The organism is Pseudonocardia sp. TMWB2A (assembly GCF_017312135.1).
Map to the genome: position 1 here is coordinate 3,803,891 of NZ_QKQY01000002.1, position 26,178 is coordinate 3,830,068.

Annotated in this window: 24 protein-coding genes; 15 read left to right on the forward strand and 9 right to left on the reverse strand. The window is 75.4% G+C overall.

Going from position 1 to position 26,178, the window contains the following annotated elements:
- Positions 1 to 57: 57 nt before the first annotated feature.
- Positions 58 to 1,929 carry an asparagine synthase (glutamine-hydrolyzing) gene (asnB, locus tag DMP17_RS32350; RefSeq protein WP_337831520.1) on the reverse strand — a complete coding sequence of 624 codons (1,872 nt, stop codon included), beginning with the start codon at positions 1,927 to 1,929 and terminating at the stop codon, positions 58 to 60.
- A 272-nt stretch (positions 1,930 to 2,201) separates the two neighbouring features.
- Between asnB and DMP17_RS32355 the strand changes: the two genes are divergently transcribed.
- Together DMP17_RS32355 and DMP17_RS32360 are read left to right on the forward strand one after the other, a co-directional pair.
- Complete coding sequence (locus tag DMP17_RS32355) at positions 2,202 to 2,711, forward strand: MarR family winged helix-turn-helix transcriptional regulator (protein ID WP_308819161.1); 510 nt, start codon at positions 2,202 to 2,204, stop codon at positions 2,709 to 2,711.
- 125 nt (positions 2,712 to 2,836) lie between these two features.
- A complete protein-coding gene (locus DMP17_RS32360) occupies positions 2,837 to 4,900 on the forward strand; it encodes a serine/threonine protein kinase (RefSeq protein ID WP_337831521.1) in 2,064 nt (687 codons plus the stop codon).
- 45 nt (positions 4,901 to 4,945) lie between these two features.
- Here DMP17_RS32360 and DMP17_RS32365 read toward each other — a convergent pair whose 3' ends face one another.
- The gene (locus DMP17_RS32365; RefSeq protein ID WP_226365155.1) at positions 4,946 to 5,686 is read right to left on the reverse strand and encodes a sulfite exporter TauE/SafE family protein; all 741 of its coding nucleotides are present in this window, start codon (positions 5,684 to 5,686) and stop codon (positions 4,946 to 4,948) included.
- Positions 5,687 to 5,756: 70 nt separating this feature from the next.
- Here DMP17_RS32365 and DMP17_RS32370 point away from each other — a divergent pair, with 70 nt between their 5' ends.
- Positions 5,757 to 6,407: a DUF4232 domain-containing protein gene (locus DMP17_RS32370; protein ID WP_337831522.1), complete on the forward strand. Its 651-nt coding sequence runs from the start codon at positions 5,757 to 5,759 to the stop codon at positions 6,405 to 6,407.
- 7 nt (positions 6,408 to 6,414) lie between these two features.
- Here the strand turns inward: DMP17_RS32370 and DMP17_RS32375 are convergent, their stop codons facing one another.
- Positions 6,415 to 7,917 (reverse strand): PucR family transcriptional regulator, encoded by a 1,503-nt coding sequence (locus DMP17_RS32375; RefSeq protein WP_337831523.1) that lies wholly within the window; start codon positions 7,915 to 7,917, stop codon positions 6,415 to 6,417.
- A gap of 176 nt (positions 7,918 to 8,093) precedes the next feature.
- Here DMP17_RS32375 and DMP17_RS32380 point away from each other — a divergent pair, with 176 nt between their 5' ends.
- From DMP17_RS32380 to DMP17_RS32420, 9 genes are all read left to right on the forward strand, one after another.
- Positions 8,094 to 10,427, forward strand: a complete 2,334-nt coding sequence (locus DMP17_RS32380) for a xanthine dehydrogenase family protein molybdopterin-binding subunit (RefSeq protein WP_337831524.1) — start codon at positions 8,094 to 8,096, stop codon at positions 10,425 to 10,427.
- Positions 10,428 to 10,450: 23 nt separating this feature from the next.
- Positions 10,451 to 11,176, forward strand: coding sequence for a 5-oxoprolinase subunit PxpA (pxpA, locus tag DMP17_RS32385; RefSeq protein ID WP_337831525.1), 726 nt, complete (start codon positions 10,451 to 10,453; stop codon positions 11,174 to 11,176).
- A 15-nt stretch (positions 11,177 to 11,191) separates the two neighbouring features.
- Complete coding sequence (locus DMP17_RS32390) at positions 11,192 to 11,437, forward strand: acetyl-CoA carboxylase (protein ID WP_020625095.1); 246 nt, start codon at positions 11,192 to 11,194, stop codon at positions 11,435 to 11,437.
- Entirely contained in the window at positions 11,434 to 12,786 is a 1,353-nt protein-coding gene (locus tag DMP17_RS32395; protein ID WP_226357130.1) for an acetyl-CoA carboxylase biotin carboxylase subunit, read from the forward strand. Before DMP17_RS32390 ends, DMP17_RS32395 begins: the two co-directional genes overlap by 4 nt.
- Complete coding sequence (locus DMP17_RS32400; RefSeq protein WP_337831526.1) at positions 12,783 to 13,655, forward strand: 5-oxoprolinase subunit B family protein; 873 nt, start codon at positions 12,783 to 12,785, stop codon at positions 13,653 to 13,655. The genes DMP17_RS32395 and DMP17_RS32400 overlap by 4 nt, the downstream gene beginning before the upstream one ends.
- The gene (locus DMP17_RS32405) at positions 13,652 to 14,623 is read left to right on the forward strand and encodes a biotin-dependent carboxyltransferase family protein (RefSeq protein ID WP_226365149.1); all 972 of its coding nucleotides are present in this window, start codon (positions 13,652 to 13,654) and stop codon (positions 14,621 to 14,623) included. Before DMP17_RS32400 ends, DMP17_RS32405 begins: the two co-directional genes overlap by 4 nt.
- A 104-nt stretch (positions 14,624 to 14,727) precedes the next feature.
- Positions 14,728 to 15,660, forward strand: a complete 933-nt coding sequence (locus DMP17_RS32410; RefSeq protein ID WP_337831527.1) for a hypothetical protein — start codon at positions 14,728 to 14,730, stop codon at positions 15,658 to 15,660.
- A gap of 138 nt (positions 15,661 to 15,798) precedes the next feature.
- A complete protein-coding gene (locus DMP17_RS32415) occupies positions 15,799 to 16,596 on the forward strand; it encodes a hypothetical protein (RefSeq protein ID WP_337831528.1) in 798 nt (265 codons plus the stop codon).
- 69 nt (positions 16,597 to 16,665) lie between these two features.
- Positions 16,666 to 17,277, forward strand: coding sequence for a hypothetical protein (locus DMP17_RS32420; RefSeq protein WP_337831529.1), 612 nt, complete (start codon positions 16,666 to 16,668; stop codon positions 17,275 to 17,277).
- 6 nt (positions 17,278 to 17,283) lie between these two features.
- On the opposite strand, the gene DMP17_RS32425 is transcribed toward DMP17_RS32420, so the two are convergent.
- From DMP17_RS32425 to DMP17_RS32440, 4 genes are all read right to left on the reverse strand, one after another.
- Positions 17,284 to 17,952: a pentapeptide repeat-containing protein gene (locus tag DMP17_RS32425; RefSeq protein ID WP_337831530.1), complete on the reverse strand. Its 669-nt coding sequence runs from the start codon at positions 17,950 to 17,952 to the stop codon at positions 17,284 to 17,286.
- 19 nt (positions 17,953 to 17,971) lie between these two features.
- Positions 17,972 to 18,928 (reverse strand): esterase/lipase family protein, encoded by a 957-nt coding sequence (locus tag DMP17_RS32430; protein ID WP_337831531.1) that lies wholly within the window; start codon positions 18,926 to 18,928, stop codon positions 17,972 to 17,974.
- A 98-nt stretch (positions 18,929 to 19,026) separates the two neighbouring features.
- Positions 19,027 to 19,458 (reverse strand): hypothetical protein, encoded by a 432-nt coding sequence (locus DMP17_RS32435; protein WP_226357137.1) that lies wholly within the window; start codon positions 19,456 to 19,458, stop codon positions 19,027 to 19,029.
- 501 nt (positions 19,459 to 19,959) lie between these two features.
- On the reverse strand, positions 19,960 to 20,415 hold the full coding sequence (locus DMP17_RS32440) for a GNAT family N-acetyltransferase (RefSeq protein WP_226357138.1): 456 nt from the start codon (positions 20,413 to 20,415) through the stop codon (positions 19,960 to 19,962).
- Positions 20,416 to 20,527: 112 nt separating this feature from the next.
- On the opposite strand from DMP17_RS32440, the gene DMP17_RS32445 reads away from it, so the two are divergent.
- Positions 20,528 to 21,181 carry an antibiotic biosynthesis monooxygenase gene (locus tag DMP17_RS32445; RefSeq protein ID WP_226357139.1) on the forward strand — a complete coding sequence of 218 codons (654 nt, stop codon included), beginning with the start codon at positions 20,528 to 20,530 and terminating at the stop codon, positions 21,179 to 21,181.
- Positions 21,182 to 21,234: 53 nt separating this feature from the next.
- The gene (locus DMP17_RS32450) at positions 21,235 to 24,651 is read left to right on the forward strand and encodes an arabinosyltransferase domain-containing protein (protein WP_226357140.1); all 3,417 of its coding nucleotides are present in this window, start codon (positions 21,235 to 21,237) and stop codon (positions 24,649 to 24,651) included.
- Positions 24,652 to 24,687: 36 nt separating this feature from the next.
- On the opposite strand, the gene DMP17_RS32455 is transcribed toward DMP17_RS32450, so the two are convergent.
- A complete protein-coding gene (locus DMP17_RS32455) occupies positions 24,688 to 25,215 on the reverse strand; it encodes a histone-like nucleoid-structuring protein Lsr2 (protein WP_308253115.1) in 528 nt (175 codons plus the stop codon).
- Positions 25,216 to 25,284: 69 nt separating this feature from the next.
- Positions 25,285 to 25,434 carry a hypothetical protein gene (locus DMP17_RS32460; protein ID WP_224402494.1) on the reverse strand — a complete coding sequence of 50 codons (150 nt, stop codon included), beginning with the start codon at positions 25,432 to 25,434 and terminating at the stop codon, positions 25,285 to 25,287.
- A gap of 138 nt (positions 25,435 to 25,572) precedes the next feature.
- Here DMP17_RS32460 and DMP17_RS32465 point away from each other — a divergent pair, with 138 nt between their 5' ends.
- Positions 25,573 to 26,058 carry a GNAT family N-acetyltransferase gene (locus tag DMP17_RS32465; protein ID WP_337831532.1) on the forward strand — a complete coding sequence of 162 codons (486 nt, stop codon included), beginning with the start codon at positions 25,573 to 25,575 and terminating at the stop codon, positions 26,056 to 26,058.
- Positions 26,059 to 26,178 lie beyond the last annotated feature (120 nt).

The window sequence follows — 26,178 nt, forward strand, 5'->3', positions numbered from 1 at the left end:
GGTGGTCGTGCGGGTCGGTACCCACACAACCACCCACGGGGCGAACCTGCCACGGGGCTACAGCGAGAGCTGCACGTCGTAGTCGCCGATCCAGGTGTTCAGGTCGATGATGCGCTCCAGCTGCATCCGGCGGCCCATCGAGTTGGCCTCGTGCCCGCCGCCCTCGTCGAGCCGGCGCTGCACCGCCGCCCGGTCCACCAGCGGCGCGACGGGCGCGTCGTCGCCCTGCCCGACGATCTCGGCGACCTGGTCGCGCAGCGACTTCTCGTAGGAGTCGTCCTGGGTGGAGGGGTAGGGGCTCTTGACCCGCTGGACCACCGTCTCGGGCAGCAGGTCCTTGGTGGCGTGGCGCAGCAGCGACTTCTCGCGCCCGTCGAAGTTCTTGTGCGCCCACGGGGTGCCGAAGACGTACTCGACGAGGCGGTGGTCGCAGAACGGGACCCGCACCTCGAGCCCGACGGCCATGCTCATCCGGTCCTTGCGGTCCAGCAGCACCGGCAGCCAGCGGGTCAGGTAGAGGTAGCAGATCTCGCGCATCCGGCGCTCGTGCGGGTCGTCGGCGGCCGGGCCGGTCAGCTCGGGCACCTCGGCGAGCGCGGTCCGGTACTGGTCGTCGAGGTAGCCGGGGACGTCGAGCTTGTCCCACAGGGCCCGGTCGAACAGCCCGGGGTCGGACTGGTCGGCGTTCATCATCCGCCCGGCCAGCCACGGGAAGGTGTCCGCGGCGACGGTCTCCGGGTCGTGGAAGTCGCGGTAGCCGCCGAACACCTCGTCGGCGGACTCCCCGGACAGCGCGACCGTGGACTCCTTGCGGATCGCGGAGAACAGCAGGTACAGCGACGAGTCCATGTCGCCGATGCCGGCGGGCAGGTCGCGGGCGTGCACCGTGGCCCGGCGCACGGCCGGGTCCATCATGTCCTCGGTCCGCAGCACGATGTCGCGGTGCGCGGTCCCGACGTACTCGGCGACCTCGTGCACGTAGGGGGAGTCGGGGGTGCCGCGGGCGTCGTCGGCGACGAAGTTGTCGGCGTAGCCGACGAAGTCCACCGCGAACGACCGCACGGTGCCGTCGACGTGCTTCGCGGCCAGCGCGGTGAGCGCCGAGGAGTCCAGCCCGCCCGAGAGCAGCGTGCACAGCGGGACGTCGGCGTAGAGCTGGCGCAACGCGGTGTCCTCGAGCAGCTCGCGGACGTGGTGCACGGTGGTGTCGACGTCGTCGGTGTGCCCGGTGTCGGTGAGCTCCCAGTAGCGCTCCTCGCGGACGCCGTCGCGGGAGACCCGGACCACGCAGCCCGGGGGGACCTCGCGCATGCCGCGGAACACCGCGTTGGACATGTCGGAGACGAACGCCAGCGCCCGGCGCAGGCCCTCGGCGTCGACGACCCGCTCGGCCTCGGGGTTGGCCAGGATCGCCTTGGGCTCGGAGCCGAACAGCACCCCGTGCGGGGTGGGGTAGTAGTACAGCGGCTTGATGCCCAGGCGGTCACGCACCAGCACCAGCTCGTTCGTGCCGGAGTCCCACAGGGCGTAGGCGAACATGCCGTTGAGCCGGCGGGCGACGTCGCGGGGGTCCTTCGCGCCCCACTCGCGGTGCGCCCGCAGCACGACCTCGGTGTCGCTGGAGGTCCGGAACCGGTGCCCGGCGGCGGCGAGCTGCTCGCGCAGCTCGCGGAAGTTGTAGGTCTCGCCGGAGTAGACCATGTGCAGGGCGGGGGCCCCGCCCTCGTCGAGGGTCATCGGCTGGCGGCCGCCCTCGATGTCGATGACCGCGAGCCTGCGGTGGCACAGCGCCGCGGGCCCCTGGGCCCACACGCCCTGCTGGTCCGGTCCGCGGCAGGACATCGTCTCGTTCATCGCCGCGAGGGTGCGGGCGTGCTCGTCCGCCCCCAGGTCGTGTCGGTAGTCGATCCAGCCGCAGATTCCGCACACGGTTGAGCGCCTCCTCAGATCTCGTGGCCCGGACCGCGCCGCCCGGTAAGATCGATTGCAACGCTAATGATTGCAGGACGCAACACGTAGGTAACACGACGTGAGTGCTCCGTCCGGTAACGGGCGGTTCGTCCAGCACGTTCGACGACGGGCGTCGCTGATCACACCCGTTCGGCGCAGCATCGTTGCGTGAAGGCGCACGAACCTTTCGATCCGCTTACGTGATTGCGATCGTCAATGTTGCGGCCCGCAACGTGTGTAGCATGCGAATCATGACGGAACGTCCGATTGGCCCGATTGACGACGACGCAACCGTGGCGACCGGCGGTCTCGCCACGGCGACCCAGGACCCGCTGCACTCGCTGGAGAAGCAGATCACGCTGCTGGTCCGCCGCACCATGGAGTCGGTGTGGTCGAACGGCTACGGCGCGAACGACGCCGTGGACCGCTACACCTACCCGGTCCTCATGCTGCTCGACGACGAGGGCGCCCTCTCGCTCACCGCGCTGACCGGCAAGCTGGGGGTCTCCAAGCCCACCGCCAGCCGCCAGGTCTCGCGCCTGTCGCGGGCCGGTCTGGTCGACGTGTCGCCGCACGAGCGCGACCCCCGCTCGGTCAGCGTCACCCTGACCCCGGCCGGGCTCGCCGCCCGTGAGCAGGTCCGCGAGGCCCGCCTGGCGCCGCTGCGCGAGGTCATCGCGCACTGGCCGACCCACGACCGCGACTCCTTGGCCGAGCTGCTCGACCGGTTCAACACCGACCTGGACCTCTTCGTGCGCTGACCCCGCTCCACCCGCCCGCGCGCGCCCCCGTGCACCCGCTGCTCCGCCGGGCCCCACCCGGGTGATGCGATAGTGGGCAGTCCGGGTGGCCCGCACCCGGAGCGAGTTCGGGGGTGAGGACGGGCGTGGACGCGCTGGTGGCGCTCGTCGCCGGAGTGCTGGAGGGCATCCGCGGGCTCGGTGTGCCGGACGTGTGCCCGGGGGACTGGGCCTGGTCGGTCACCGCGCTCGGTGTGCTGACGGGGCTGCTGCCCACCGCGGGTGCGGCGCTGGTGGCGCTGCTGCGCCGCGGGATCGGCTCGGGGTCCTCCTCGGGCTACGGCTCGGCCGAGTCCGTGCTGCTGGCCGGGATCGGTGTGCTGTCGGCGGGCCTGCTCCCGCTGGCGGTGTTCGTCGGGGCGGGCGGGGTGTTCAGCCGGGCCACCGCCGGTGTGCCGGCCGTCCCCGGCCTGAGCTCGTCGGCCACGTCGTCGATCCGGGTCGAGACCTGCAGCGTCGTGGGGACTCAGAGCAGCTACCTGGGCCGCGGCACCGTGGCCGGGTCCATCGGCGGGGACGTCGTCACCTCGGTCACCTCCGTCGCCTTGCTCGGCGTCGTGCCGCTGCTCGCGACCGTGCTCGTCGCGGTCCAGGCGCGCACCGCGCTGCGTCGCGGGCCCCGCTGGCCGGCCAAGTTCTTCTGGCTGCCGCTGTTCGCGCTGATCGTGCTGACCGGCGCGGTCCCCGCGGGCACCGCCGAGCACCTGTGGGTCGGCATCCTCGCCGCGAGCCTGGTCGGGGTGCTGGTCGTCCCGCTGTTCCCCGCGCCGTCGCGGGCGACGGTCGAGCGGATCCGCGCCGGGCGCGACGCGCCACCGCGCCGTGCCGAGCCGTCCGTCGCGGGACGCACCGGCACCGGGTCGTCGCGGGCCGGGCGCGGTGGCGGCGACGGGCTCGCCCCGCAGTCCGGCGCGGCCGCGACGCCCAGCGTCGCCGAGCGTCTCGCCCAGCGCTTCTCCGCCCGCGAGACCCCGGGCACCGCCGGGACGAACGGCACCCGCGGGCCGTCCTCGGTCGAGCAGTCCGCGCCCTACGCCGGGTTCGCCGCCGCGCCCCGCCCGCCGTCCGGGTACGGCGCGCTGCCGCCCGCCGGGTACGCCCCCGGCCCGGCCGGACGCCCGTCCGCCGGGCCGCCGCCGTTCACCGGCCCGGCCGCACACCCCGCCGCGGGTCCGCTGCGCGGCCCGGTGTCGGGAGCGGCCCGCGGCCCGGTCTCCGGTGCGGGACGCCCCCCGGCGGGGCCGCCGCGCCGGCCCACGCTCGTCGCACCCGTGGCGGGCGGTCCGCCGCGGGCGCCCCGGTTCCGGCTGATGCGCCGCCTCGGTGCCGGTGGTTTCGGCGGGGTCTGGCTGGCCCACGACGCGAAGCTCGGCCACACCGTCGCGGTCAAGTCCGCGCACGCCGCGGACCCGGAGACCGAGGAGCGCATCCGCCGGGAGGCCGCCGCGCTCGGCGCGATGCGCCACCCCTGCTGCGTGCAGATCTACGACCTGCTGCACGCCTCGTCCGACCCGGGCCTGCAGGGCATGGACGGGCTGGTCATCGTCATGCAGTACGTCGACGGCATGTCCCTGGGCCAGCTCGTCGGCGAGCAGGGCCCGGTGGACGACATCTCCGCGGCCCGCATCTGGACCGGCATCGCCGGCGCCCTGCACACCGCGCACCGCGCCGGGGTGCTGCACCGCGACATCAAGCCGGGCAACATCGTCGTCGACCCGCAGGGGCACCCGCACCTGATCGACTTCGGGATCGCGCGCAAGCAGGGCGACTCCACGCTGACCCAGACCGGCTACGTCCTGGGCACGCCCGACTACCTGGCGCCGGAGGCCGCGGCCGGGAAGCCCGCCTCGCCCGCCTCCGACGCCTGGCAGCTCGCGGCGGCGGTGTCGTTCGCGCTGAGCGGGCACCCGCCGCGCGGGGAGTCCGCCGACGCCGTCGCCGGGCTGCGGGCGGCCGCGGCGGGGGCGAAGCTCACCCACCTGCCGAGCCGCACCGCGCACCTGGCGCTGCTCAAGCAGGCGATGCGCACCGAGCCGCACCGGCGCCCGGACCTGCCCACGGTGCAGGGCAAGCTCGACGGCTGGCTGCGCCGCCACGGGCAACGCACCGACGGCCCGGTCACCGCGATGCTGGAGTACCGCCGGGGCTGAGGGTCCGGTCCACCCACGGCGCACCGCCGGGCCGCGCGGGACCGCTCAGAGCCAGGCCTGGACGAACAGCCGCACGGCCAGGCCGAGGCCCGCGACCGCGATGCCGATCCGGACCAGGCGGGCCGGGAGCCGCCGGGCCACGACCGGGCCGAGCCGGCCGCCGATGAGCAGGCCCAGGGCCAGCGCGGGCACCGCGGCCCACGCGACGTCGCCGAAGACCGCGAAACCGACCGCGGCGACCGCGTTCGCCGCCCAGGTCAGCACGTTCTTCAGCGCGTTGGCCCGCAGCAGGGTCGCGCCCGGCAGCGACAGCGTGAGCGCCAGCATCATCACCCCGGCCGCCGCGCCGAAGTACCCGGCGTAGACGGCGACACCGAACACGGCCACCGCGACGCCCGGCCCGGGCGGCCGCGGTTCGGCCGCGGGCCGGGGCGGGCGCAGGAGCAGCAGTGCCGCGACCGCGACCAGGAACGGCACGATCCGCTCGAAGCCACCGGCCGGGGTGAGCAGCAGCAGCCCGGCCCCGGCCGCGCCGCCGAGCAGCGCCGGGCCGATCCAGCGGCGCAGCTGCGGCCCGGCGCCGCGCAGCTCCGGGCGGGACCCGGCGACCGCGCCCGCCCCCTGGAACAGCATGCAGACGGTGTTGGTGATGTTCGCCGTCGTCGCGGGGAGCCCGACGGCCAGCAGCGCGGGGTAGGAGAACAGCGACGCGAGCCCGGCGACGGCGCCGACCAGACCGGCCGCGACGCCGGCACCGAACAGCGTGAGCAGCTGCCACGGGGTCACGGGCGGAGCATCTCGTTGGCGATGCACAGGACCCTACCCGCCGCCCGGTGAGGGGCACGACCACGTCACAATGACGCCGATCGGCGCAGCGACCTGCGTCGGAACGGGGGTCACGGTGGTGGGTCCGCGCGAGGCCGGGGTGGGTGCCGCCCTGCTGCTCCTGCTCGCGGGCTGCGGCACCGCGGGCCCCGACGTCCCCGCCCCGCGCCCGCCCGCCCCGGCCCCCGCGGCCCCGGCACCCGTCGTCGCGACCCCGCCCCCGTCGAGCACCGCGTCCGCCCCGGCCGACGACGGCGGCCCGGCCGGTCCGTGCACCGGCGACACCCTCGACGTGTCCGCCACCGCACCCCGCACCGACGGCCCGGCCGCCGTCGCCGACCTGGTGTTCCGCAACACCGGCGGCGCCCCCTGTGTGCTCGACGGCTATCCCGGGGTCGCGTTCGTGGCGGGCAACGAGGGGACCCGCGTCGGGCCGCGGGCCGCGATCGACGGGCCCCGGGCGCGGGTGCGGCTGGCCCCGGGCGCCGTGGCGACGGCGCCGCTGCGGGTACGGGCGACCCCGTCGTACCCGGAGGCCGACTGCGTCCCGGAGCAGGCGCGCGGGCTGCGGGTCGCCCCGCCCGGGGGCAGCGGCGGGACGTTCGTGCCGCGCCCCGGCCCGGTGTGCTCCGCGACCACCGAGCCGCCGCAGGCCACGGTGGGGTCGGTCGCCGCCCGGTAGCGCCTCCTCAGGCGGGGTCGGTGGTGTGCAGGGCGAACCACAGCTCGGCGCGGACGCCGGGGGAGTCGAGGTCGCGCTCCAGCAGTGCGGCGGCGCGGGTGATGCGGGCCCGCAGGGTGTGGCGGTGCACCCCGAGCCGGGACGCGGCCGGGTCCCACTGCCCGTGGTGGGCCAGCCACTCCCGCAGTGAGGCGACCAGGTCGCCGCGCCGCTCGGTGTCGTAGCGGACCAGCGGGGCCAGGACGGCGTCGGCGAAGGCGGTGGCGTCCTCGGGGCGCACCAGCGAGGCGAGCCCGCTGCCCGCGAGGTCGGCGAAGCGCAGCACCGCCCGGTCGCGGCGTTCGGCGGCGTCGAGCGCCCGGCCCGCCTCGCGCAGCGCGCGGCCCAGCTCACCGACCGGCGCCGGCGTCGACACCCCGGCCCGCACCCCGCGCACCTGTCCGGCGACCTCCAGCACCGCGGGCACCGACCCGGCACCGACGAGCGCGGCCACCTGCCCGTCGAGCTCGGCGTGGAAGGCGACCCCGGGGGCCCGTTCCAGGGCGTCGAGCAGGACGTCCGGCGGCGCACCGGTGGCCCGCCCGCCGAGCGCGACCGCGACCAGGTCCCCGCCGGGCAGCGGGCCCCAGGTCTCGGCGAGCACGTCCTCGGCGCCGCAGCCCGGCAGCGCGGCCAGCGCCCGCAGCACCGCGGTCCGCACCCGGCGCTCGGCCCGCCCGGCCGCGGCGCTGCGCGCGTGGGCCAGGGTCAGCACCGACACCGCGGACCCGATGAGCTGCCGGTCGACCGGGGTGAAGCGCCGGTCCCGCCCGACGACGAGGACCGCGGGCCCGATCAGGCGCACCGGCTGGAGCACGACCTGCCCGTCCCCGACGGCGACGGTGACGCTGGACGGCCCGGGGTGGTCCCGCACCCGGTCGATCTCGGCGCGGAGCAGGACCGCGCGCCGGGCCGCCCCGGCGGGCGCGGAGCGGCGGACCCGGCCGTCGGTCCCGGAGATCAGCGCCCAGGCGTCGAGACGCTCGGTGAGCCGGTCGAGCACCCGGGCGGTGCCGGTGTCGGGGTCGTCCTCGCCCAGGGCGGCGGCGGTGAGCGCCCGCTGCGCCTCGTCGGTGCGGACGACCTCGGCGTAGCGGTCGGCGGCGCGGGCCTCGGCGACGGCCTTGGTCAGCGCCAGGAACGGGGTGCGCTCGGGGATCTCCAGCAGCGCCAGCCCGGCCCGCGCGCAGGCCTCGCGCAGCGCGGGGAGCAGGTCGTCGTGTCCCAGACCGCAGCCGAACCCGAGCCCGGCGAGGCCGTGCGCGACGAGCCGGTCCACGTAGCCGGCCGGGTCGGGCGCCGGTCCGAGGCCGGTGGTCAGCAGCAGCTCGTCGCCGTCGAGGTAGGGCGTCGGATCGGACAGTTCGCTCGAATGCACCCACGTGAGCGGTCGATCCTGATCCGCGGACGGACACGCGAGACGCAGTCCGAGACTGCGGCTCGCACACAGCGTGCGCAGCGTCAGCGCCATCGAACCCCCTGCCGGATCGGCGTGTACCGGACATCGAACTGGACAGTCCGGACACTACCGCCCCGGCGTGTTCCGGATCACGCTGTCCGGCACGGACCGCAGTCGTCGTCGGAAGGACAGCTTTGACCGCCACGCAGGAGACCGGTACCGCTGCGGCACCGTGGGTGGGAACCCGCATGCAGCGCAAGGAGGACCAGGCGCTGCTCACCGGCCGGGCCACCTGGACCGATGACATCGCCCCGCCCGGCACCCTGCACATGGTCCTCGTGCGCAGCCCGCTGCCGCACGCCCGGATCGTCGCGATCGACACCGCCGCCGCGGCCGCCGTCCCGGGGGTCCGCGCGGTGCTCACCGCCGCCGACGTCGACGACGAGTTCCTCGCCGGCATCCCGTGCGGCTGGCCGGTCACCGAGGACATCCGCATCCCCGACCACCGCCCGCTCGCCCGCGACGAGGTCAACCACGTCGGCGACGGCGTCGCGGTCGTCCTGGCCACCAGCGCCGCGGCCGCCCGCGACGGCGCCGACCTCGTCGACGTCGAGTACGCCGAGCTGCCCGCCGTGGTCGACATGGCCGACGCCCTCGCCGACGGCGCCCCCGTCGTGCACGCCGAGATGGGCACCAACCACTGCTACACCTGGCCGCTGGCCACCGGCGACGTCGACACCGCCTTCGCCGACGCCGACGTCGTCGTCTCCGGGCGCTACCTGCAGCAGCGGGTCGTCCCCTCGCCGATGGAGCCGCGCGCGGTGGTGTGCGTGCCGGACCCGGTCGGCGCCGGGTTCACCGTCTACACCGCCACCCAGGTGCCGCACTTCGTGCGCGACATCCTCGCCGCGGTCACCGGCATCCCGGACACCCGGATCCGGGTCGTCGCCCCGGACGTCGGCGGCGGGTTCGGCGCGAAGCTCAACGTCTACGCCGAGGAGTTCCTCGCCCTCGTCCTCGCCCGCCGGCTGAGGACCCCGGTGAAGTGGACCGAGACCCGCTCGGAGCACCACCAGGCCACCACACACGGCCGCGGCCAGATCCAGGACGTCTCCGTCGCCGCCACCCGCGACGGGAAGATCCTCGGGATGAAGGTGGAGCTGCTCGCCGACATGGGCGCCTACCTGCAGCTGCTCACCCCGGGCATCGCCGTGTTCGGCGCGTTCACCTTCTGCGGGCTCTACGACTTCGGGCACTACTCGTTCACCGCGAAGGGCGTGTTCACCAACCTCACCCCGACCGACGCCTACCGCGGCGCCGGCCGCTCGGAGGCCGCCTACGGCCACGAGCGGATCATGGACGACCTGGCCCGCGAGCTCGGCATGGACGCCGCCGAGGTGCGGCTGCGCAACCTGCACCCCAAGTTCCTCGAGCCGCGCACGGTCCCGTCCGGGGTGCAGTACGACTCCGGGGACTACGAGACCTGCATGCGCCGGGCGATGGAGCTGGTCGGCTACGACGAGCTGCGCGCCGAGCAGGCCCGCCGCCGTTCCTCGTCGGACCCGGTGCAGATCGGGATCGGGTTCGGCAACTTCACCGAGTCCGGCGGGCTGTCGCCGTCGAAGGTCGCGGCCGGGGTCCGGCTGCAGTCCGGCGGCTGGGAGCAGGCCACCGTGCGCATGACGACCAGTGGCAAGGTCGAGGTCGTCACCGGCACCTCCCCGCACGGGCAGGGCCACGAGACCGCCTGGTCGCAGATCGTCGCCGACCGCCTCGGTGTGCACCCCGACGACGTCGAGGTCCTGCACGGCGACACCCTGGTCGCGCCGTTCGGGCGCGACACCTACGGCTCGCGCAGCCTCGCCGTCGGCGGCACCGCGGTGCACCTGGCCGCGGGCAAGGTGCTGGACAAGGCGATGCAGATCGCCGCGCACCTGCTGGAGGCCGACGAGAAGGACCTGGAGTTCACCGGGGGCCGGTTCTCGGTGGCGGGCACGGCCGGGCCATCGGTGACCATCCAGGAGGTGGCGGGCGCGGCGTCGCTGGCGAACGACCTGCCCGAGGGCATGGAGCCCAACCTGACCGCGGACTCGGCGTTCGACCCGCCGAACTTCACCTGGCCGTTCGGGACGCACGTGTGCGTCACCGAGGTCGACACCGAGACCGGGTTCACCCGGATCCGCCGCTACGTCGCCGTCGACGACTGCGGGGTCGTGGTGAACCCGACGATCGTCGAGGGGCAGCTGCACGGCGGCATCGCCCAGGGCATCGGGCAGGCCCTCTACGAGCACGCCACCTTCGACGAGGCCGGCAACCCGACGGCGGGCAACCTGGCGTCCTACGCCGTGCCCGCCGCGACCGACCTGCCGCACTTCGAGCTGGAGCAGCTGGTCACGCCGTCGCCGACGAACCCGATGGGGGTCAAGGGGATCGGCGAGTCCGGCGCGATCGGATCCTCGCCCGCCGTGGTGAACGCGGTGATCGACGCCGTCGCCCACCTCGGGGTGACCCACGTGGACATGCCCGCGACGCCGCAGGCGGTCTGGCGGGCGATCACCGCCGCGTCCGGCCAGACTGCCTGAACCCAGGGGAGGGAGACCGGGACATGGTGGACATCAACTGCGACATGGGCGAGTCGTACTCGATCTACCACTGCGGCGACGACGAGGGCCTCATGCCGTTCGTGACCGTCGCCAACGTGGCGTGCGGCTTCCACGCCTCCGACCCGCGGGTGATGGCCCGCACGGTCGCGCTGGCCGAGCGGCACGGGGTGAAGGTCGGGGCGCACCCGTCGCTGCCCGACCGGGAGGGCTTCGGCCGCCGCGAGATGACGCTGGACCGCGAGGAGCTGACCGCGGGCGTCGTCTACCAGATCGGCGCGCTGGCGGGGTTCCTGCAAGCGCACGACATGGAGCTCAACCACGTCAAGGTGCACGGCTCGCTCTACGGCATGTCGGCCCGGGACCCGGAGGTGGCCGCCGCGATCGCCGACGCCGCGGACGTCTTCGGCGCCCCGCTGGTCGGCATGGTCGGCACCGTGCACGAGCAGGTCTGGGGTGACCGGCCCGCGGGGTTCGTCGCCGAGTACTACGCCGACCTCGACTACCGCGACGACGGCTCGCTGATCATCACCCGTGAGCACGAGGCGTTCGACCCGGTCCGTTCCGCGGAACGCGCCCTGCGCGCGGTCACCGAGGGGAAGGCGACCTCGGAGAACGGCAACGAGCTCACCGTGCGCGCCGACTCGGTCTGCGTGCACTCCGACACCCCGAACGCCGTCGAGCTCGCCCGTGCCGTGCACGACGCGCTGAAGCCCCACCTGAGCAGCTGAGAAGGAGTACCCGCAGTGCCCCGACACGAGGTCGTCTCCCCGATCCCCGGCGTGTTCTACCGCCGTCCCGACCCCGGCAGCCCGCCGTTCGCCGAGGACGGCGCCGCCGTCACCGACGACCAGGCGATCGGCCTGGTCGAGGTCATGAAGTCCTTCCACCAGATCCCGGCGGGCGCCACCGGCACCGTCGTCGAGTTCCTGGTCGGCGACGAGGACGAGGTGGACGCCGGCCAGCCCGTGGCGGTGGTGGAGACGGCATGAGGCTGCTCGTCGCGAACCGCGGCGAGATCGCCGTCCGGATCATCCGGGCCGCACGGGACCTGGGCATCGGCACCGTCGCGGTGCATTCGAAGGCCGACGCCGACGCCCTGCACGTGCGCCTGGCCGACACCGCGGTGGCGATCGGGCCCTCGCCCGCGTCGAAGTCCTACCTGGTCGCCGACGCGATCCTGGCCGCGGCGAAGGAGACCGGCGCCGACGCCGTCCACCCCGGCTACGGGTTCCTGTCCGAGCGGGCGTCGTTCGCCGCCGCCGTCGCCGGCGCGGGCCTGACCTTCGTCGGCCCGGACGCCGCGACGATCGAGCGGATGGGCGACAAGGTCGCCGCCCGGGAGGTCGCCCGCGCCGCCGGGGTCCCGACCGTGCCCGGCACCCCCGGGGGGGTCGCCGACGCCGACGCCGCGGTCGCCGCCGCGGAGGAGGTCGGCTACCCGGTGATGCTCAAGGCCGCCGCGGGCGGCGGGGGCCGGGGCATCCGGGTCGTCGCCGACGCCGACGCGCTGCGCACCGCGTTCGGGCAGGCCTCGACCGAGGCGGAGAAGGCCTTCGGCGACGGCACCATGTACCTGGAGCGGTTCGTCGAGCGCGCCCGGCACGTCGAGGTGCAGGTCCTCGGCGACGGCCGCGACGCCGTCCACCTGTTCGAGCGGGAGTGCTCGCTGCAGCGCCGCAGGCAGAAGGTCGTCGAGGAGGCGGTGTCGCCGGGGATCACCGGGGCGACCCGCGAGGCGATGACGACCGCGGCCGTCGCGCTGTGCCGCGAGGTCGGCTACACCTCGGCCGGCACCGTGGAGTTCCTCGTCGACGACGAGACGGGCGAGTTCTTCTTCATCGAGATGAACACCCGCATCCAGGTCGAGCACCCCACCACCGAGCTCGTCACCGGCATCGACCTGGTCGCCGAGCAGCTGCGCGTCGCCGCGGGGGAGCCGCTGCGGTTCACCCAGGACCGGATCTCCCGGCGCGGGCACGCGATCGAGTTCCGGGTCTGCGCGGAGGACCCGGAGCGGGACTTCCTGCCCCAGCCCGGTGGCGTCGGGCGGGTCACGCTGCCGTCCGGGCCGTGGGTGCGCTGCGACACCTGGCTGGAGCCCGACGGGACGGTCCCGCCGTACTACGACTCGCTGCTGGCGAAGGTCGTGGTGTGGGGTGCCGACCGGACCGAGGCGCTGGCCCGGTCCCGGCGCGCGCTCGACGAGTTCTCCGTCGCCGGGATCCCGACCACCGCCGGGCTGCTCCGCACCCTGGCCGGGGAACCGTGGGTCGCCGACGCCGACTTCCACACCGGGACCCTCGAACACTGGCTGGCCGAAGGGAAGGGGACCGCATGAGCGCCCGCTACAGCTGGGGCGGCGACGAGTTCGTGTTCGTCGAGCTGGCCGAGGAGATGAGCCTGCAGGCCAACTTCAAGGCCGTCGCGATCACCAACCTGCTCCGCTCCGAACGACCGGACGGCATCCTGGAGATCTGCCCGGCGAACGCGTCCTACCAGGTGCGCTACGACCCCGACGTGCTCGACCCGCACGCCCTGATGGCGCAGCTGAAGGAGCTGGAGACCCGGGTCGGCGACGCGCTCGGGGTCACCCTGGACTGCCGGGTCGTCGAGATCCCGGTGCTCTACCAGGACCCGTGGACCACCGAGACCCTGATGCGGTTCCGCGACCGCCACCAGGACCCCGAGGCCACCGACATCGAGTACGCGGCCCGCATCAACGGCTACGGCGGCGTGGACGAGTTCATCGCCGCGCACTCCGGCTCGCCCTGGTTCACCTCGATGGTCGGCTTCGTCGCCGGGCTGCCGTTCAAGTACCAGATGGTGCCCCGCGACCGGCAGATCGTGGTGCCGAAGTACCTGCGCCCGCGCACCGACACCCCCAAGCAGACCGTCGGCTACGGCGGCTGCTTCTCCTGCATCTACTCGGTGCGCGGCGCCGGGGGCTACCAGATGTTCGGCATCACCCCGGCGCCGATCTACGACCCGACCCAGACCAAGCCCGACTTCACCGAGCACATGGTGTTCATGCGGCCCGGGGACATGGTCAAGTTCCGCGGCATCGACCGCGACGAGTACGACCAGCTCCAGGCCGCCGCCGAGGCGGGGGAGTACCGGATCACCGCCCGGCCGGTGGCGTTCGACCTGCAACCGTTCCTCGACGACCCCGACGGCTACAACAAGCGCCTGCTGGAGGTGCTCGCGTGACACGCATCGAGGTCCGCAAGCCCGGGCTGTCCACCACCGTGCAGGACGGTGGCCGCTCCGGCTACTACCACCTGGGCATCCCGCCGTCGGGCGCGCTGGACCAGTACTCGCTGACCTGCGCGAACGCGCTGGTCGGGAACCCGGACGGCGCCGCCGCACTGGAGATCGTCTACATGGGCCCGGAGCTGGTGTTCACCGGCCCGGCGACGGTCGCGGTGGCCGGCGCGACGATCACGCCGACGGTCAACGGCGAGCCCCGCCCGGTGTGGGAGTCCTTCGACGTCGCCGAGGGCGACGTGCTGGCCTTCGACTACCTCAAGGCCGGCGCACGGGCCTACCTCGCGGTGTCCGGCGGGATCGACGTGCCGGAGAAGCTCGGCAGCCGCGCCACCTACGCGCTCGGCGCCCTGGGCGGGCTCGACGGCCGGCCGCTGGCCGAGGGCGACGTCCTGCCCGTCGGGTCCGGCACCGGCCGGGCCGGGCTCGTCGTGCCCGAGGACCTGCGGCCGTCGCTCGCGAAGGACGTCGAGGTCCGGGTCGTGATGGGGCTCTACGACCACCGGCTCACCGACCGCGGCCGCGCCACCTTCCTCGACACCACGTGGACGCTGACCCCGGTCGCGGACCGGATCGGGTTCCGCTACACCGGTGGCGAGCTGGAGACCGTCGACCGGGAGCCGCCGTTCGGGGCGGGCCAGGACCCGTCGAACATTGTCGACTCGCCCTACCCGATCGGCTCCATCCAGGTCCCGGGCGGTGTGGAGCCGATCGTGCTGCACCGGGACGCGGTGTCCGGCGGCGGCTACATGATGGTGGCGACGGTGATCTCCGGGGACCTCGACGTCGTCGCCCAGTCGGCGCCGCGCACCCGGACCCGGTTCGTGGCGGTCGACCTGGAGACGGCGCTGTCGCTGCGGGCCGAGCGGAAGGACCGGCTCGCGCGGATGCACAGCGCACTGGAGCGGTGACGCCGCTCCCGCTCACCCGTTCGGGCTGGCCCCGCAGCGCCGTCTGGTCCAGACTCGACGCTCGGTGACGCGAGGCGGTACCGGACGTGGGGGAGGACCGAGCGATGAGCGGCAGGCACCGGAGGACGGCGGGGGCCGGACTGGTCAGGCGGGTCCTGGCCGTGACGGTCCCCGTGGTCGGGGCGATCGCACTCGCCGCGGCGGTCGTCGTCACCGTGACGCCGGGGGAGCAGCCCGTCGCGGGGCAGGGGGAGCAGCCCGGCCCGGCCGCGCCGCTCGCCGCCGGTCCCGCGGTGCCCGGCGGGGGCTCCCCGGCGCGGATGGCCGACCCGGCACCGCTCGCGCAGGCACCGGTGCGGGCGGCCGCCGACGCCGCGGCCGCCGCGCCCCGGAACCCCACGGCGGGATCGCCCCGGGAGCCGGGGTCGCCGGGTGCGGCCGCCGCCGGGTCCGGCCCGGTCCGGTCCGGCGGGGGCAGCGCGTCGCGCTCCGCCGCAGGGCCGTCGGCGACCGGCGGCGCGGGCGGCCCCGCTCCGGCGGGCCCGGCCGGCGGCACGGCCGGTGACCGCACCGCGCCCGGCCCCCTCGCCGTCGCGCCCGGCACGGGGACCGCGCCGGCACCCGGCCAGGTCACCGCTCCGGACGACACCCCCCCTGCCGACGACACGCCCCCGGCCGACGACACCGCGCCGGGCGACGCCAGCGCACCCGGCGACGACACCGGGCCGGACCGGGACACCGGACGGGGCTGGGACACCGGGTGGTCCGCCCCGTCCCGGCCGACGGTCCCGCGGCCGGTGGTACCCGCCCCGCGCGTGGCCGTCCCGCCACAGGCCGCTCCCCGGTCCGCCGCGCCGCAGGACGACGACCCGGCCGGCAGCGGTTCCTCCGGTGTCTCCCCGGGCACCGTCGCACCGGCCGACCCGGGCACCGGCGCCGCGGACGGGGCGCTGCTCCGGCTGCGCCTGCGGATCGCCGAGACCCCGCCCGTCGACGTCCGGGTGCCCGGACCCGCGCTGTCGCTGCTCGGGGGCTGAGCCCGGCCGCCCGTCCGGGCGGCGCGCAGTTCACCCCACCGGGACGGCCCGCGATGGCAACACACCCGTTCGGTGCATGGCCGTACCGCCGTCCGCCGGTGACGATCACCCCATGCGCACGGCGAGCGGCTCCACCACGTGACCGGCCGGCACCGGACGCCGGGCGAGCCCGGCCCGGACCCGGCCGCGGTCGGGCCCGAGGCGTGGCCGGGCTCGGCGGCCCGCTCCCGGGGCGCGACCGCGACGGCGCCCGTCGGCCCGTGGGACGCGCCACGACCGGTCGAGGGGCGGGCCCGGCCGTCGCGGGGCCGCCGGCGGCTCCGGGTCACCCTGGCCGGGGTCGTCCCGGTGGTGCTGGTCGCCGCGGTCACCGTCGCCGGTCTGCTCGGGACCGGGGTGCTCGGCGGGGTCGCTCCGGCGGACCAGCGGGTCGACGACCACGTCCCGGTACCGACCTTCGCCTCCGGCCCGACCGTCGACGACGCCTCGTCGATCCCGATGCCGTCGCGCTGGTACGGCTCGGGCACCGGGGTCGCGCCCACCACGGTACCGGTCGCGGCCCGCGAGACGCGCGCCGCCGCCGTCGCCGACGGGGCGGTACGGGCGGCCACGGCCCGCATCGCCGAGGACCGCCGGATCGCCGAGGAACGCCGGGCCGCCGAGGCCGCCGCCCGGGAGCGGCGGGCCGCCGAGCAGCGCGCGGAGCAGGACCGCGCCGCGCAGCGGGCCCGGGGTCAGGCCGACGCGCGCCGTCGCGCCGCCATCCCCCCGACCGAGGCACCCACGACCCCGCCCGCCCCGACCACCACCCCGGCCCCGCCGACCGGCACCGCGCCCGACGACGCCCGGACCGCGTCCCCCACCCCGACCGGGGACACCCCGCGCACCGAGGGCGTCGTCTGCCGTGTCGTCCGCTTCGTGATCGTCCCCTGCTGACGCCCGGCCGGGCGATGCAGGTTTGAGCCCCTCCGGCTCCGGCTACCGACAGTGGAGGAGGCGATCACGATGAGCGGACGGCACCGACGTCCACGCACCACGCCCGGCCGCCTGGCCCTGCTCGGCACCGTCCCGCTGGTCGGCGGTGCCGGTCTGGCGGCCGCCCTCGCCGGTGGCGCCGACGGCACGGACCCGGCCCGGAACATCACCCCCACCGCCGCGGCCGCCGACGGCACGGCCGCGGACGCGACCGAACCCGTCGCGGTCCCCGGACGCGGCGAGATCGTGCTGGACGCCGTCGGCGGGGCCCGCGACGCCGCCACCCGGGCGGGCGACGCGCAGACCGCGGGCCGGGTCAGCACCGTGGCCGCCGAGCTGCGCGACCAGGCACGGTCCCGGGCCGACGCGGCCCGCGCCGCCGGGGACGCCGAGCTCGCCGCCTACCACCGCGACGAGGCGGCCCGGCAGGACCGGGTCGCGGACGCCTCGCGTCCCGTCGTCCCCGACGAGCCGACCGGCGACGACGACCTCACCGGCACCTCGCCGCTCTGCCGCGCCGCGGACGTCGTCCGGCTCGGCCCGCTCACCGCGACCGGGCCGCAATGCGACGACGACCCGTGGATCGCCGGCCAGGTCGAGGACGCGATGCGCCGCGGCGGCCTCGACCGCCCCGTCGGCTGACCCGGCCTACGGCTCGAGCACCGTCAGCCCCAGCGCCGCGCAGATCGCGCCCGCCTGGGTGGGGGAGACGATCGCCCCGCGCAGCTCGCGCGGGGTGTCCGGAGTGACCTCGCCGAGGTCGCAGCCCCGCAGGTCGGCGCCCTCGAGCCGGGTGGACCGCAGCACCGTGCCCCGCAGCCGGCACCGCTCGAAACGGATGTCGCGCAGGTCGGCGCCGGACAGGTCGGCCTCGGACAGGTCGCAGTCGGCGATCCGCAGCCCGCGCATCGCGACGTCGCGCAGGTCCGCCAGCTGCAGCGAGCAGTCGTCCAGGACGAACGACGCCGTCAGCCCCCGCAGCCCGCGCAGGATGGTGCCGATCATGCGGCAGCCGGTGAACCGGGTGTCGCCGAGGGTCGCCCCGGCCAGCCGGGCCCCGGACAGGTCGACCCCGCTGAGCACGGCGTCGGTCAGGTCCGCCTCGCGCAGGTCGGCCCCGGCCAGCGACGTCCCGGTGATCCGCGCCCGGTCCAGCCGCACGCCGCGCAGGTCGGCCCCGGCGAGCGAGCCGCCCCGCAGGACCAGCCCGGCCAGGTCGGTCTCCCGCAGGTCGGTCTCGTCGAGGACGGCCGAGCCGACCTCCACGCCGTCCCGGGCCGCCGCGAGCAGGTCCTCCGCCGTCGTCACCGCCGTCACGGGCGACAGCGTGGCACGGTCAGGACGCGGCGGGTGCGTCCGGGCCCACCGGCAGGCAGCGCACCGGGTTCGCGTGGGCCGGGTCGAGTGCGTTGAGCACGTGCTGCAGCGTGACGGGGTCGAACGCGACGGCGACGTGCTCGGCGAGGTCGGTGGGGCAGCCGTTCTGCAGGACGATGTTGTGCGCGCCGTCGAGCAGGCCCGAGGTGTAGGGGACGACCAGCTCGTCGTAGCGGGTGAGGATCATCGTGTAGTCGACGCCCTCGGCGCGGGGGCCGCCGTCGGAGTTCATGCGCTGCAGGAAGTCCGAGCCGTGCAGGAACTGACGGCAGGACGCGCACAGCGGGTCGAGGACGGTGCCGACGGCCGGGCCGAGGCCGAGCTGCTCGCCGGTGCGGTTGAGGAACGCCAGCCCGGCGGTGTTCGTGCCGTCCCAGAGCGGGGTGAGGCCGACGTAGCGCCGGACCTTGTCGGCGCCGCCGAGGAACCGGACGTAGTGGTTCGGCATCAGCGAACCCTCGGAGTGGCCGACGATGTCGACCTTCGCGGCACCGGTGGCCCCGCGCACCCGGTCGACGAACGCGGCGAGCTCGGCGGCGCTGTCCTCCATCGGGGCGAGCCCGCCGACCTGGGTCAGCGGCGGCGGGGCCAGGGGGTTGCGGCCGTAGGTCAGGGAGAACACGCAGTAACCGCGCTGGGCCAGCTGCGGGGCCATGTAGGCCCAGTTGTTCCCCTGGTTGGCCGAGAGGCCGTGGACGAGGACGACCGGCTCCGGGTGCGCCTCCGACGGCCGGCAGCCCCAGTCGTTCGACCCGGGCGGGGAGGGGTCCAGCAGGTCCTGCACCGACGCGACCTGCTCGGGCTCCGGTGCCGCCGCCTGGGCGGGCGGGACCAGCGCGAGGCCGACCGTGCACACCGCGACCGCGATCGAGACGACCGCCGCCCACCTGCGCCGGTCGTTGCCCTGTCCAGCCACCTGCCGCCTCCTCGGATGCCGTCGTCACGAGGATCAACGACGACGGTCACCGGAGGTTGCGCACCGTCACCGGACAGGGCCGTCCGGGGGAGGAGTGACTACTCCGTCCGATCCTGTCCGGTGCTGCCGTCCGGCTCGGTGGACCCGTCGTGCCGGGGGACCTGGTCCTGGCGGGGACGTCCGCCGCGGCGCATGTTCCCGTTGGTGGTCCGCCGGGTCGGGTCGACCAGGCGTTTCCACTTGGCCTGGGCCGCCTGACGGCTCGACAGCTGGGCCTGGACGGCGTCGGCCACCTCCTTCCAGGTCATCCCGCCGGCCCGCAGGGTGCGGATCAGGTCGCGCTCGTAGTAGTCGGCCAGCCGGCGCATCTCCTGCACCAGGGCGTACCAGGCGGCGGCCCCGTCGTGGGTGAGGACGCCGTCGGCCGCCCGCTCCTTCATCCCGTCCAGCTGTTCGGTGATGGACTCCCGCTTCTTCGCGATCGAGGGGTCGGCCCGTTCCAGCCAGCGCTGCGCTTCCTCGTACCTCATGATGTCAATGGTTCATTGACGCGTACGCGCGGTCAACCGTTCCGCGACACCGGCGTGTCGCGGGGGAGCGGGCCACGACGACGGCCGCGGTGCCGGCGAACGGGGTACGCGCCGGCGACACCACGGGTGCTCCGGGGTGCCGGTCGTCGCCGCAGGCTGCCCAGGAGGCGCTGGGAGCGCTCTGTACGGCCCTCTGCGGGCCGCCGCGGCGGGGGCGGACCATGCGGCGGCCACGCACGACCGAGCCGGTCCTGTGCCCGCTGAACCTCCCGGATGCGGCGGACGGTGCCGACCCCACGCCGGTCCGGTGGGCCAGGGGCGGGCCGACGCGAGGCGCACGCCCGGGCTTCGAGACCTGTTCGTGGTGAGGGTCCCGGGTCCCTGACGGAAGTGCGCCCTGTCCTTCTCTGGTCAATGTTTCATTGACGCGTCCTCGTAGTCACCGAAACGGCGACGACGAACCCGCCAGGACGCGGCGAGGCCGGCCCGGGGGAGCGGCCGTCAGGTCAGGGGGAGGCTGAAGCCGTCGTGGGTCCGGAGGAACCCGAGGCGCTCGTAGAACCGGTGGGCGTCGGTACGGGACCGGTCGGAGGTGAGCTGGACGAGCACCGCCCCACGTCGGCGGGCCTCGTCGACGGCGTACCGGACCATGGTCGCCCCGAGCCCGCCGCCGCGCCGGCCCGCGGCCACCCGGACGGCCTCGATCCGGGCCCGCAGGGCGCCGCGCCGGGCCAGGCCCGGCAACAGGGTGAGCTGCAGGGTCCCGACGACCGTGCCGTCGTCGTCGGCGACCAGGAGCAGGTGCCGCGGGTCGGCGTCGAGCTCGGCGAACGCGGCGAGGTAGGGCGCCAGGTCGTCCGGGGTCTCCCGGGTGGCGCCGAGCGGGTCGTCGGCCAGCAGCGCGACGACGGCGGGCACGTCACGGGCCGTGGCCCGGCGCAGGACGGGTTCGGGCACGGCGGGACCTCTCGACGTGGGACGGCGGGGGAGCGGGCTCCCCGAGTGTCCCGGAGTGATGTCGTGCGGCCGGGCTGGGAGTCCGCCGGGGTCAGCGGTCACCATGGCGGGCATGTCCCTCGACACCCGCGACCGGGCCGATGGCACCACCCCCGCCGCCGGCTCCGCTCCCGCACCGACCGGCGGCGACCCCGTCACGGTCTCGTTCACCCGTCGCGCCGACCCCGGCCACGCCGCGGAGATGACCGCCTGGATCCGCTCCGGCCTGCTCATGGCCGAGGGGTTCCCCGGCTTCCTCGGCGGCGGCTGGGTCCGCAGCCGGGACGGCTCCGACGAGTGGCACATGCTGGCCCGCTTCGACTCCCCGGAGTCGCTCGGGCGCTGGGAGGCCAGCCCGGAGCGCCGCTGGTGGCTCGGGTCCGCCCAGGGCCTGGCCGAGATGACCCGCGCCGAGCGCCGCACCGGGATCGAGGGCTGGTTCGACCAGCCGACCGCGGTGGAGACGGCGGGCCCGCCCCAGGTCACCCCGCCCCGCTGGAAGCAGGCGACGACGATCTGGCTCGTCTTCTTCCCGATGAACCTGCTGGCCACGGTGACCCTCGGCGCGCTGCTCGCGGACTGGCACGTCGTGCCGCGGCTGGCGGTCACGACGGTCGTCCTGACCCCGGTCATGGTGTACGTGATGCTGCCCTGGATCACCCGCGTGCTGGGGTGGTGGCTGCAGGGCCGCCGGTTCCGCGACCGGCACCACGTCCCGGTGGGCTGATCACCCCCGGGGGCTCCCCGGATCACGCGGAGCGAGGCCGCTACCGTCGTTCGGTGCTCACCTCCGAAGCGACGGTCGCCGCGCCGGCTCCGGTCGACACGCTCCGCGACCGTCGACGCCTGCGCTGGGCGGGCCGGCTCGGCCTCCTGGCGTTCGTGCTCGCCGTCGCGGTGCCCTTCCTGCCCGTGGTGCAGCACACGACCACGATCGTCTGGCCGTCGGTGACCGACGGCACCGCCGACGTCAACTCGCCGCTGGTCGCGCTGCGCCCGGAGACGATGTCGGTGGTCGTCCCCGCCGACGCGATCCGCAGCCTCGACGACCGCGCCGACGGCTCCGCCACGGTGCTGTCGACCGTCCCGCCGGAGTCGCCGGAGGGTGCCCGCTCCGGGATGGTCCTGACCGTCGCCGACGGCCAGCTGGCGCTGGTCGACCGCGGCCAGCAGCTCGCCACGGCGCCGCTGCGGGCCGGCCCGTCGGAGGTCCGGATCACCTCCGACGGCACGTCCACCACTATCGACCTGGGCTCGGGGGCACAGACCTTCGAGGGGGACCTGCGGCCGCAGGTCGTGGGGATCTACTCCGACCTGGACACCGCGCTCGACCCGACGGCGGGCACCGCGGTCCGGATCACCCCGGACACCCGCTTCGACACCAGCCCGTCGGTGTGGAAGACCGCGGCCACCGTCGTCGCCGCGGTGGCGCTGCTGGGCTCGCTGCTCGCGCTGGCCGGTGTCGACCGGCACCTGGGCCGCAGCCCGCACCGGGCGGGCCGCGACGCCATCGGCGGTCTCGCCGGCCGGTGGCCACCGCGGCTGCGCCGCTGGTGGTCGCGCGCCCGGCCCCGGCCGATCGACCTGATCGTCACCGTGGTGCTCGTCGGGTGGGCCGCGATCGGGGGCCAGACCTCCGACGACGGGTTCACCCTCGGCATCGTCCGCGACGTCCCCACCTCGGGCTACGTCGGCAACTACTACCGCTGGTACGACGCCGCGGAGGCGCCGTTCGGCTGGTTCTACGACCTCTACGCGCTGTGGGTGCGGGTCTCGGACTCGCTGCTGTGGCTGCGGCTGCCCTCGGTGCTGATGGGGATCATGGCCTGGTGGCTGGTCTCCCGCGGCCTGCTCCCGCGCCTGGGCCGTCAGGCCCGCCGCTCCCGCGCGGCCACCTGGGCCGCGGGCATGGTGTTCCTGGCGTTCTGGATGGCCTACAACTCCGGGCTGCGGCCCGAGCCGGTCGTCGTCGTGTGCTCGCTGCTGGCGCTGGTCTGCGTCGAGCGGGCGCTGGCCCTGCAGCGGCTGCTCCCGGTCGCGCTCGGCCTGTTCGCGGCGTCGATGGCGGTCGGGGCGAACCCGGCCGGGCTGATCGCGATCGCGCCGTTCATCGCCGGTGTGCGGCCGCTGTGGCACCTGCTCGCGGCCCGCATCCGGGCCGTCGGCACGGTCCCGGTGCTCGCGCCGCTGCTGGCCTCGGGCACCGCGATCCTGATGATCGCCTGGGCCGACCAGAGCTGGGCCGCGGTGATCGACTCCACCCGGCTGCGGTCCGACATCGGACCGGACTGGCCCTGGTACACCGAGATCGCCCAGCGCTACGCGCCGTTGTTCGAGGGGCTCGCGGACGGCTCCATCGCGCGCCGGTTCCCGATCCTGCTGGTCATCCTCTGCCTGCTGGCGTGCGTGGTCGTGCTGATCCGTCGCAACCGGATCCCGGGCGCCGCGCTCGGGCCGGCCCAGCGCCTCATCGGCAGCACCGTGATCGCGCTGCTGATCTTCGCGCTGACCCCGACGAAGTGGACCCACCACTTCGGCGACCTGGTCGGCCTCGGCTCGGGCATGGTGGCGCTCGCCGCGATCGCCACCGGCTCGGACGTCCTGCGCTCGCTGCGCAACCGGCTCGCGTTCCTGTCCGCGGTGTTCCTGGTGGCGGCGCTGTCCGCGGCCGGGCCGAACCTGTGGTGGTACACGAACAACTGGGGCGTGCCGTGGGCCGGTGAGCAGGTCACCGTCGCCGGCTACGAGCTCTCCACGATCCTGCTGCTCGTCGCTCTGCTGCTCGCCGCGGGCGCCGGGGTCGAGCACCTGCGCGGCATCCGCGAGGAACGCCACCCCGACCAGCTGGCGGGCGTCGAGCGGGCGCTGGGCCGGATCCCGCTGCTGGGCCGCTGGGTCCGGGCCCGGGACTGGCGCCGCGACGCGTCGTCGGCGCTGCGGGCGACGCGGCGGCTGCGGCTGACCTCGGCGCCGCTGGCGGTGCTGTGCGGGCTGCTGGTCACGTTCAACGTGTGGTCGATGGTCTCGGCCATCCAGGACCGCTCCGGGACCTGGACGATGGGCGCCGACGCGCTGTCGCACCCGTTCGGCGGGTCCTGCGGGCTCGCCAGCCAGGTGTTCGCCGAGCGCCGCCCCGTCGACGGCGTGCTGCCCCCCGCCCCGGAACCGACCGGGATGGCCGCTCCGGCCCGCTCCGGGCTGCTCCCGACGGTCGCCCCGCCGCCCCCGCCGGGGGAGCCGACCTCGACCCCGGCACCGCTGCCGCCGGGCGTCGTCCCCGCGAACAGTCCCGACGCCCAGCTGCTCGACCCCAACAGCGGGGGCAGCGGCTTCGTCCGCAACGGCATCCCGCCGACCGGCGGCGGGACCGGGGCGTCCGGGTTCGAGTACGTCCTGTCCGGGGGGCTGGGGAGCGACGCGGCGCCCGCGTTCGGCAGCTACCTGCCCCGCGGCGACCGCAACACCGGCACCCTGCGCACCCCCTGGGTGATGCTGACCGCCGACCAGCGCGCGGGCACCACACCGCTGGTCGTCACCGCGGCCGGGCGCCTGGGCAACGGGAATCGGCTCACCGTCCAGTACGCGACGCGGCTGTCCGACGGGCGGGTCCGCGTGGTCGAGCAGACCACCCTCGACGACGGCCGGGTGGAGGAGATGCCGTGGCGCGAGCTGCGGTTCGACCTGCCCGACACCGCCCGCGCGGCGACCGAGGTCCGGATGGTGGTGCAGGACAACTCGCTCGGTGCCGACGGGTGGCTCGCCGTCGCACCGCTGCGCGCGCCGCAGCTGGCGCCGCTGTCGCAGGTCGTGGGCGACCAGCCGATGTTCCTGGAGTACCCGGTGTCGCTGGCCAGCCCGTGCCTGCACCCGTTCCGCACCTCGGGCGGGATCGCCGAGGTCCCGGCCTACCGGCTGCAGGCCGACGGCAGCCAGATGCGCGGCGACGGCGAGGGCTGGTCGTCCCCGCAGGCCGGCGGCCCGCTGGGCTGGATCACCGTGATCGGCAAGCAGACGGAGCTGCCCACCTACCTCGAGGGCGACCCGGGCCGGGACTGGGGCAAGGTGCAGGCGATCCAGCCGTACCGGCCGAACGCGGTCGCGCCGACCCTGGAGCGTCGCGACGTCGACCGTTCCGGGCTCTACAGCTCCGGTCCGCTGCCGGCGCCGCCGCCGGGCATCCCGTCGCCGAGCCGGTGACGGCGGCCCCGGGCCGGACCGGCCCGGGGTGCGGGGTCAGCCGCTGAACTCGACCGCGGGTGCCGCGGAGGGCTGCCTGCGCTCCGCGGGCGCCTCGTCCCCGGTCTCGCTGTCCGGCACGGCCCGTGCGGCCGGGACGGCCTCGGCGGCGGGCTCGTCGGTGGCCGGTGTCTGCGGCGCGGTGCCCGCCGTGTCGCCGTCCTGGGCGCGGCGGTGGGCCTCGACGACCTCGGACGGGATGCGGCCCCGCTCGGACAGCGTCCAGCCGTTCTCCCGGGCCCAGGCCCGCACCGCGCGGTTGTGCTCGCGGGTCGCGGCGTCCGAGCCGTCCGCACCGCTGCGCCCGCCCGACGGCGCGGACACGCCCGCGTTGCGTCCGGTGCGCGGGGACCCCGCGGCACGCGCGACCCCGACGAACGGGGCGAGCGCGTCCCGCAGCGCCGCGGCGTTGTCCGCGGTCAGGTCGATCTCGAACCGGCGGCCGTCGAGCCCGAAATCGACGGTCTCGTCGGCGTCGCCGCCGGTGATGTCGTCGACCAGCCGGATCGTCTCGACCTTCGCCACTGCAGTTCCTCCCGGTTCGCCGTCCCGGATTCACCCGGGGTCGCCGGAAGCATAACGACGGAGGCCCTCCTAATCGTGGGCGCCCGGCCGGGCGGAACGGCGGAACTCCCGCGCCCGGACCACACTCGGCCTGGTCGGACGCACCTCCCGGAGCGTTCCGATCAGGACGGCGAGGCCGATCAGGACAATGACCAGCAGTACTGCGACGACTGCGCTCACGGTGTTCTCCTCGCCGGTCGGTACGCGGCCACCCGCCGCCGGTGAAAGTGCGATGTACCGACGATAGGAGCGTGCCGAATGGGTCGGCGCGGTATTTGAGCAATTCTTGAGCCGTGCCCGCCGGGGGGAGGGAGCAGGATGGAGCACGTGCAGATCGACACCGACGACCTGTCCGGGGCGCAGATCCGGCGGTTCCTGGCCGGGCACCTCACCGACATGCGCGCCCAGGGGCCACCGGAGAGCACACACGCGCTGGACCTCGACGGACTCCGCGGGCCCGGAGTGACGGTCTGGGCCGCCCGCGACGACGACGGCACCCTCCTCGGCTGCGGTGCGCTGAGCGAGCTGGCGGCCGGCGCGGTGCCCGAGCACCCGGCAGCGGAGATCAAGTCCATGCGGACGGCGGAGCACGCGCGCGGTCGCGGCGTCGGGACCGCGGTGCTGACCCGGCTGCTCGACGCGGCACGCGGGCAGGGGCACCGGGCGGTGTACCTGGAGACGGGCGCGGGGGAGTACTGGGCCCCGGCGCGGCGGCTCTACGAGCGCTTCGGCTTCGCCGTCTGCCCGCCGTTCGCCGACTACCCCGTCGATCCACTGAGCGTGCACTACCGGCTCGTCGTGTGATCCGACGATCATGTGATCCCGCTCTCGCCCGGATGCCGGACGTGATCTAGAATGCTCTACGAGCCGTAGAACACGGTGCCGACGCCGGACCGTTCGAGGGTCCTCCCACCCGGGCGTCGG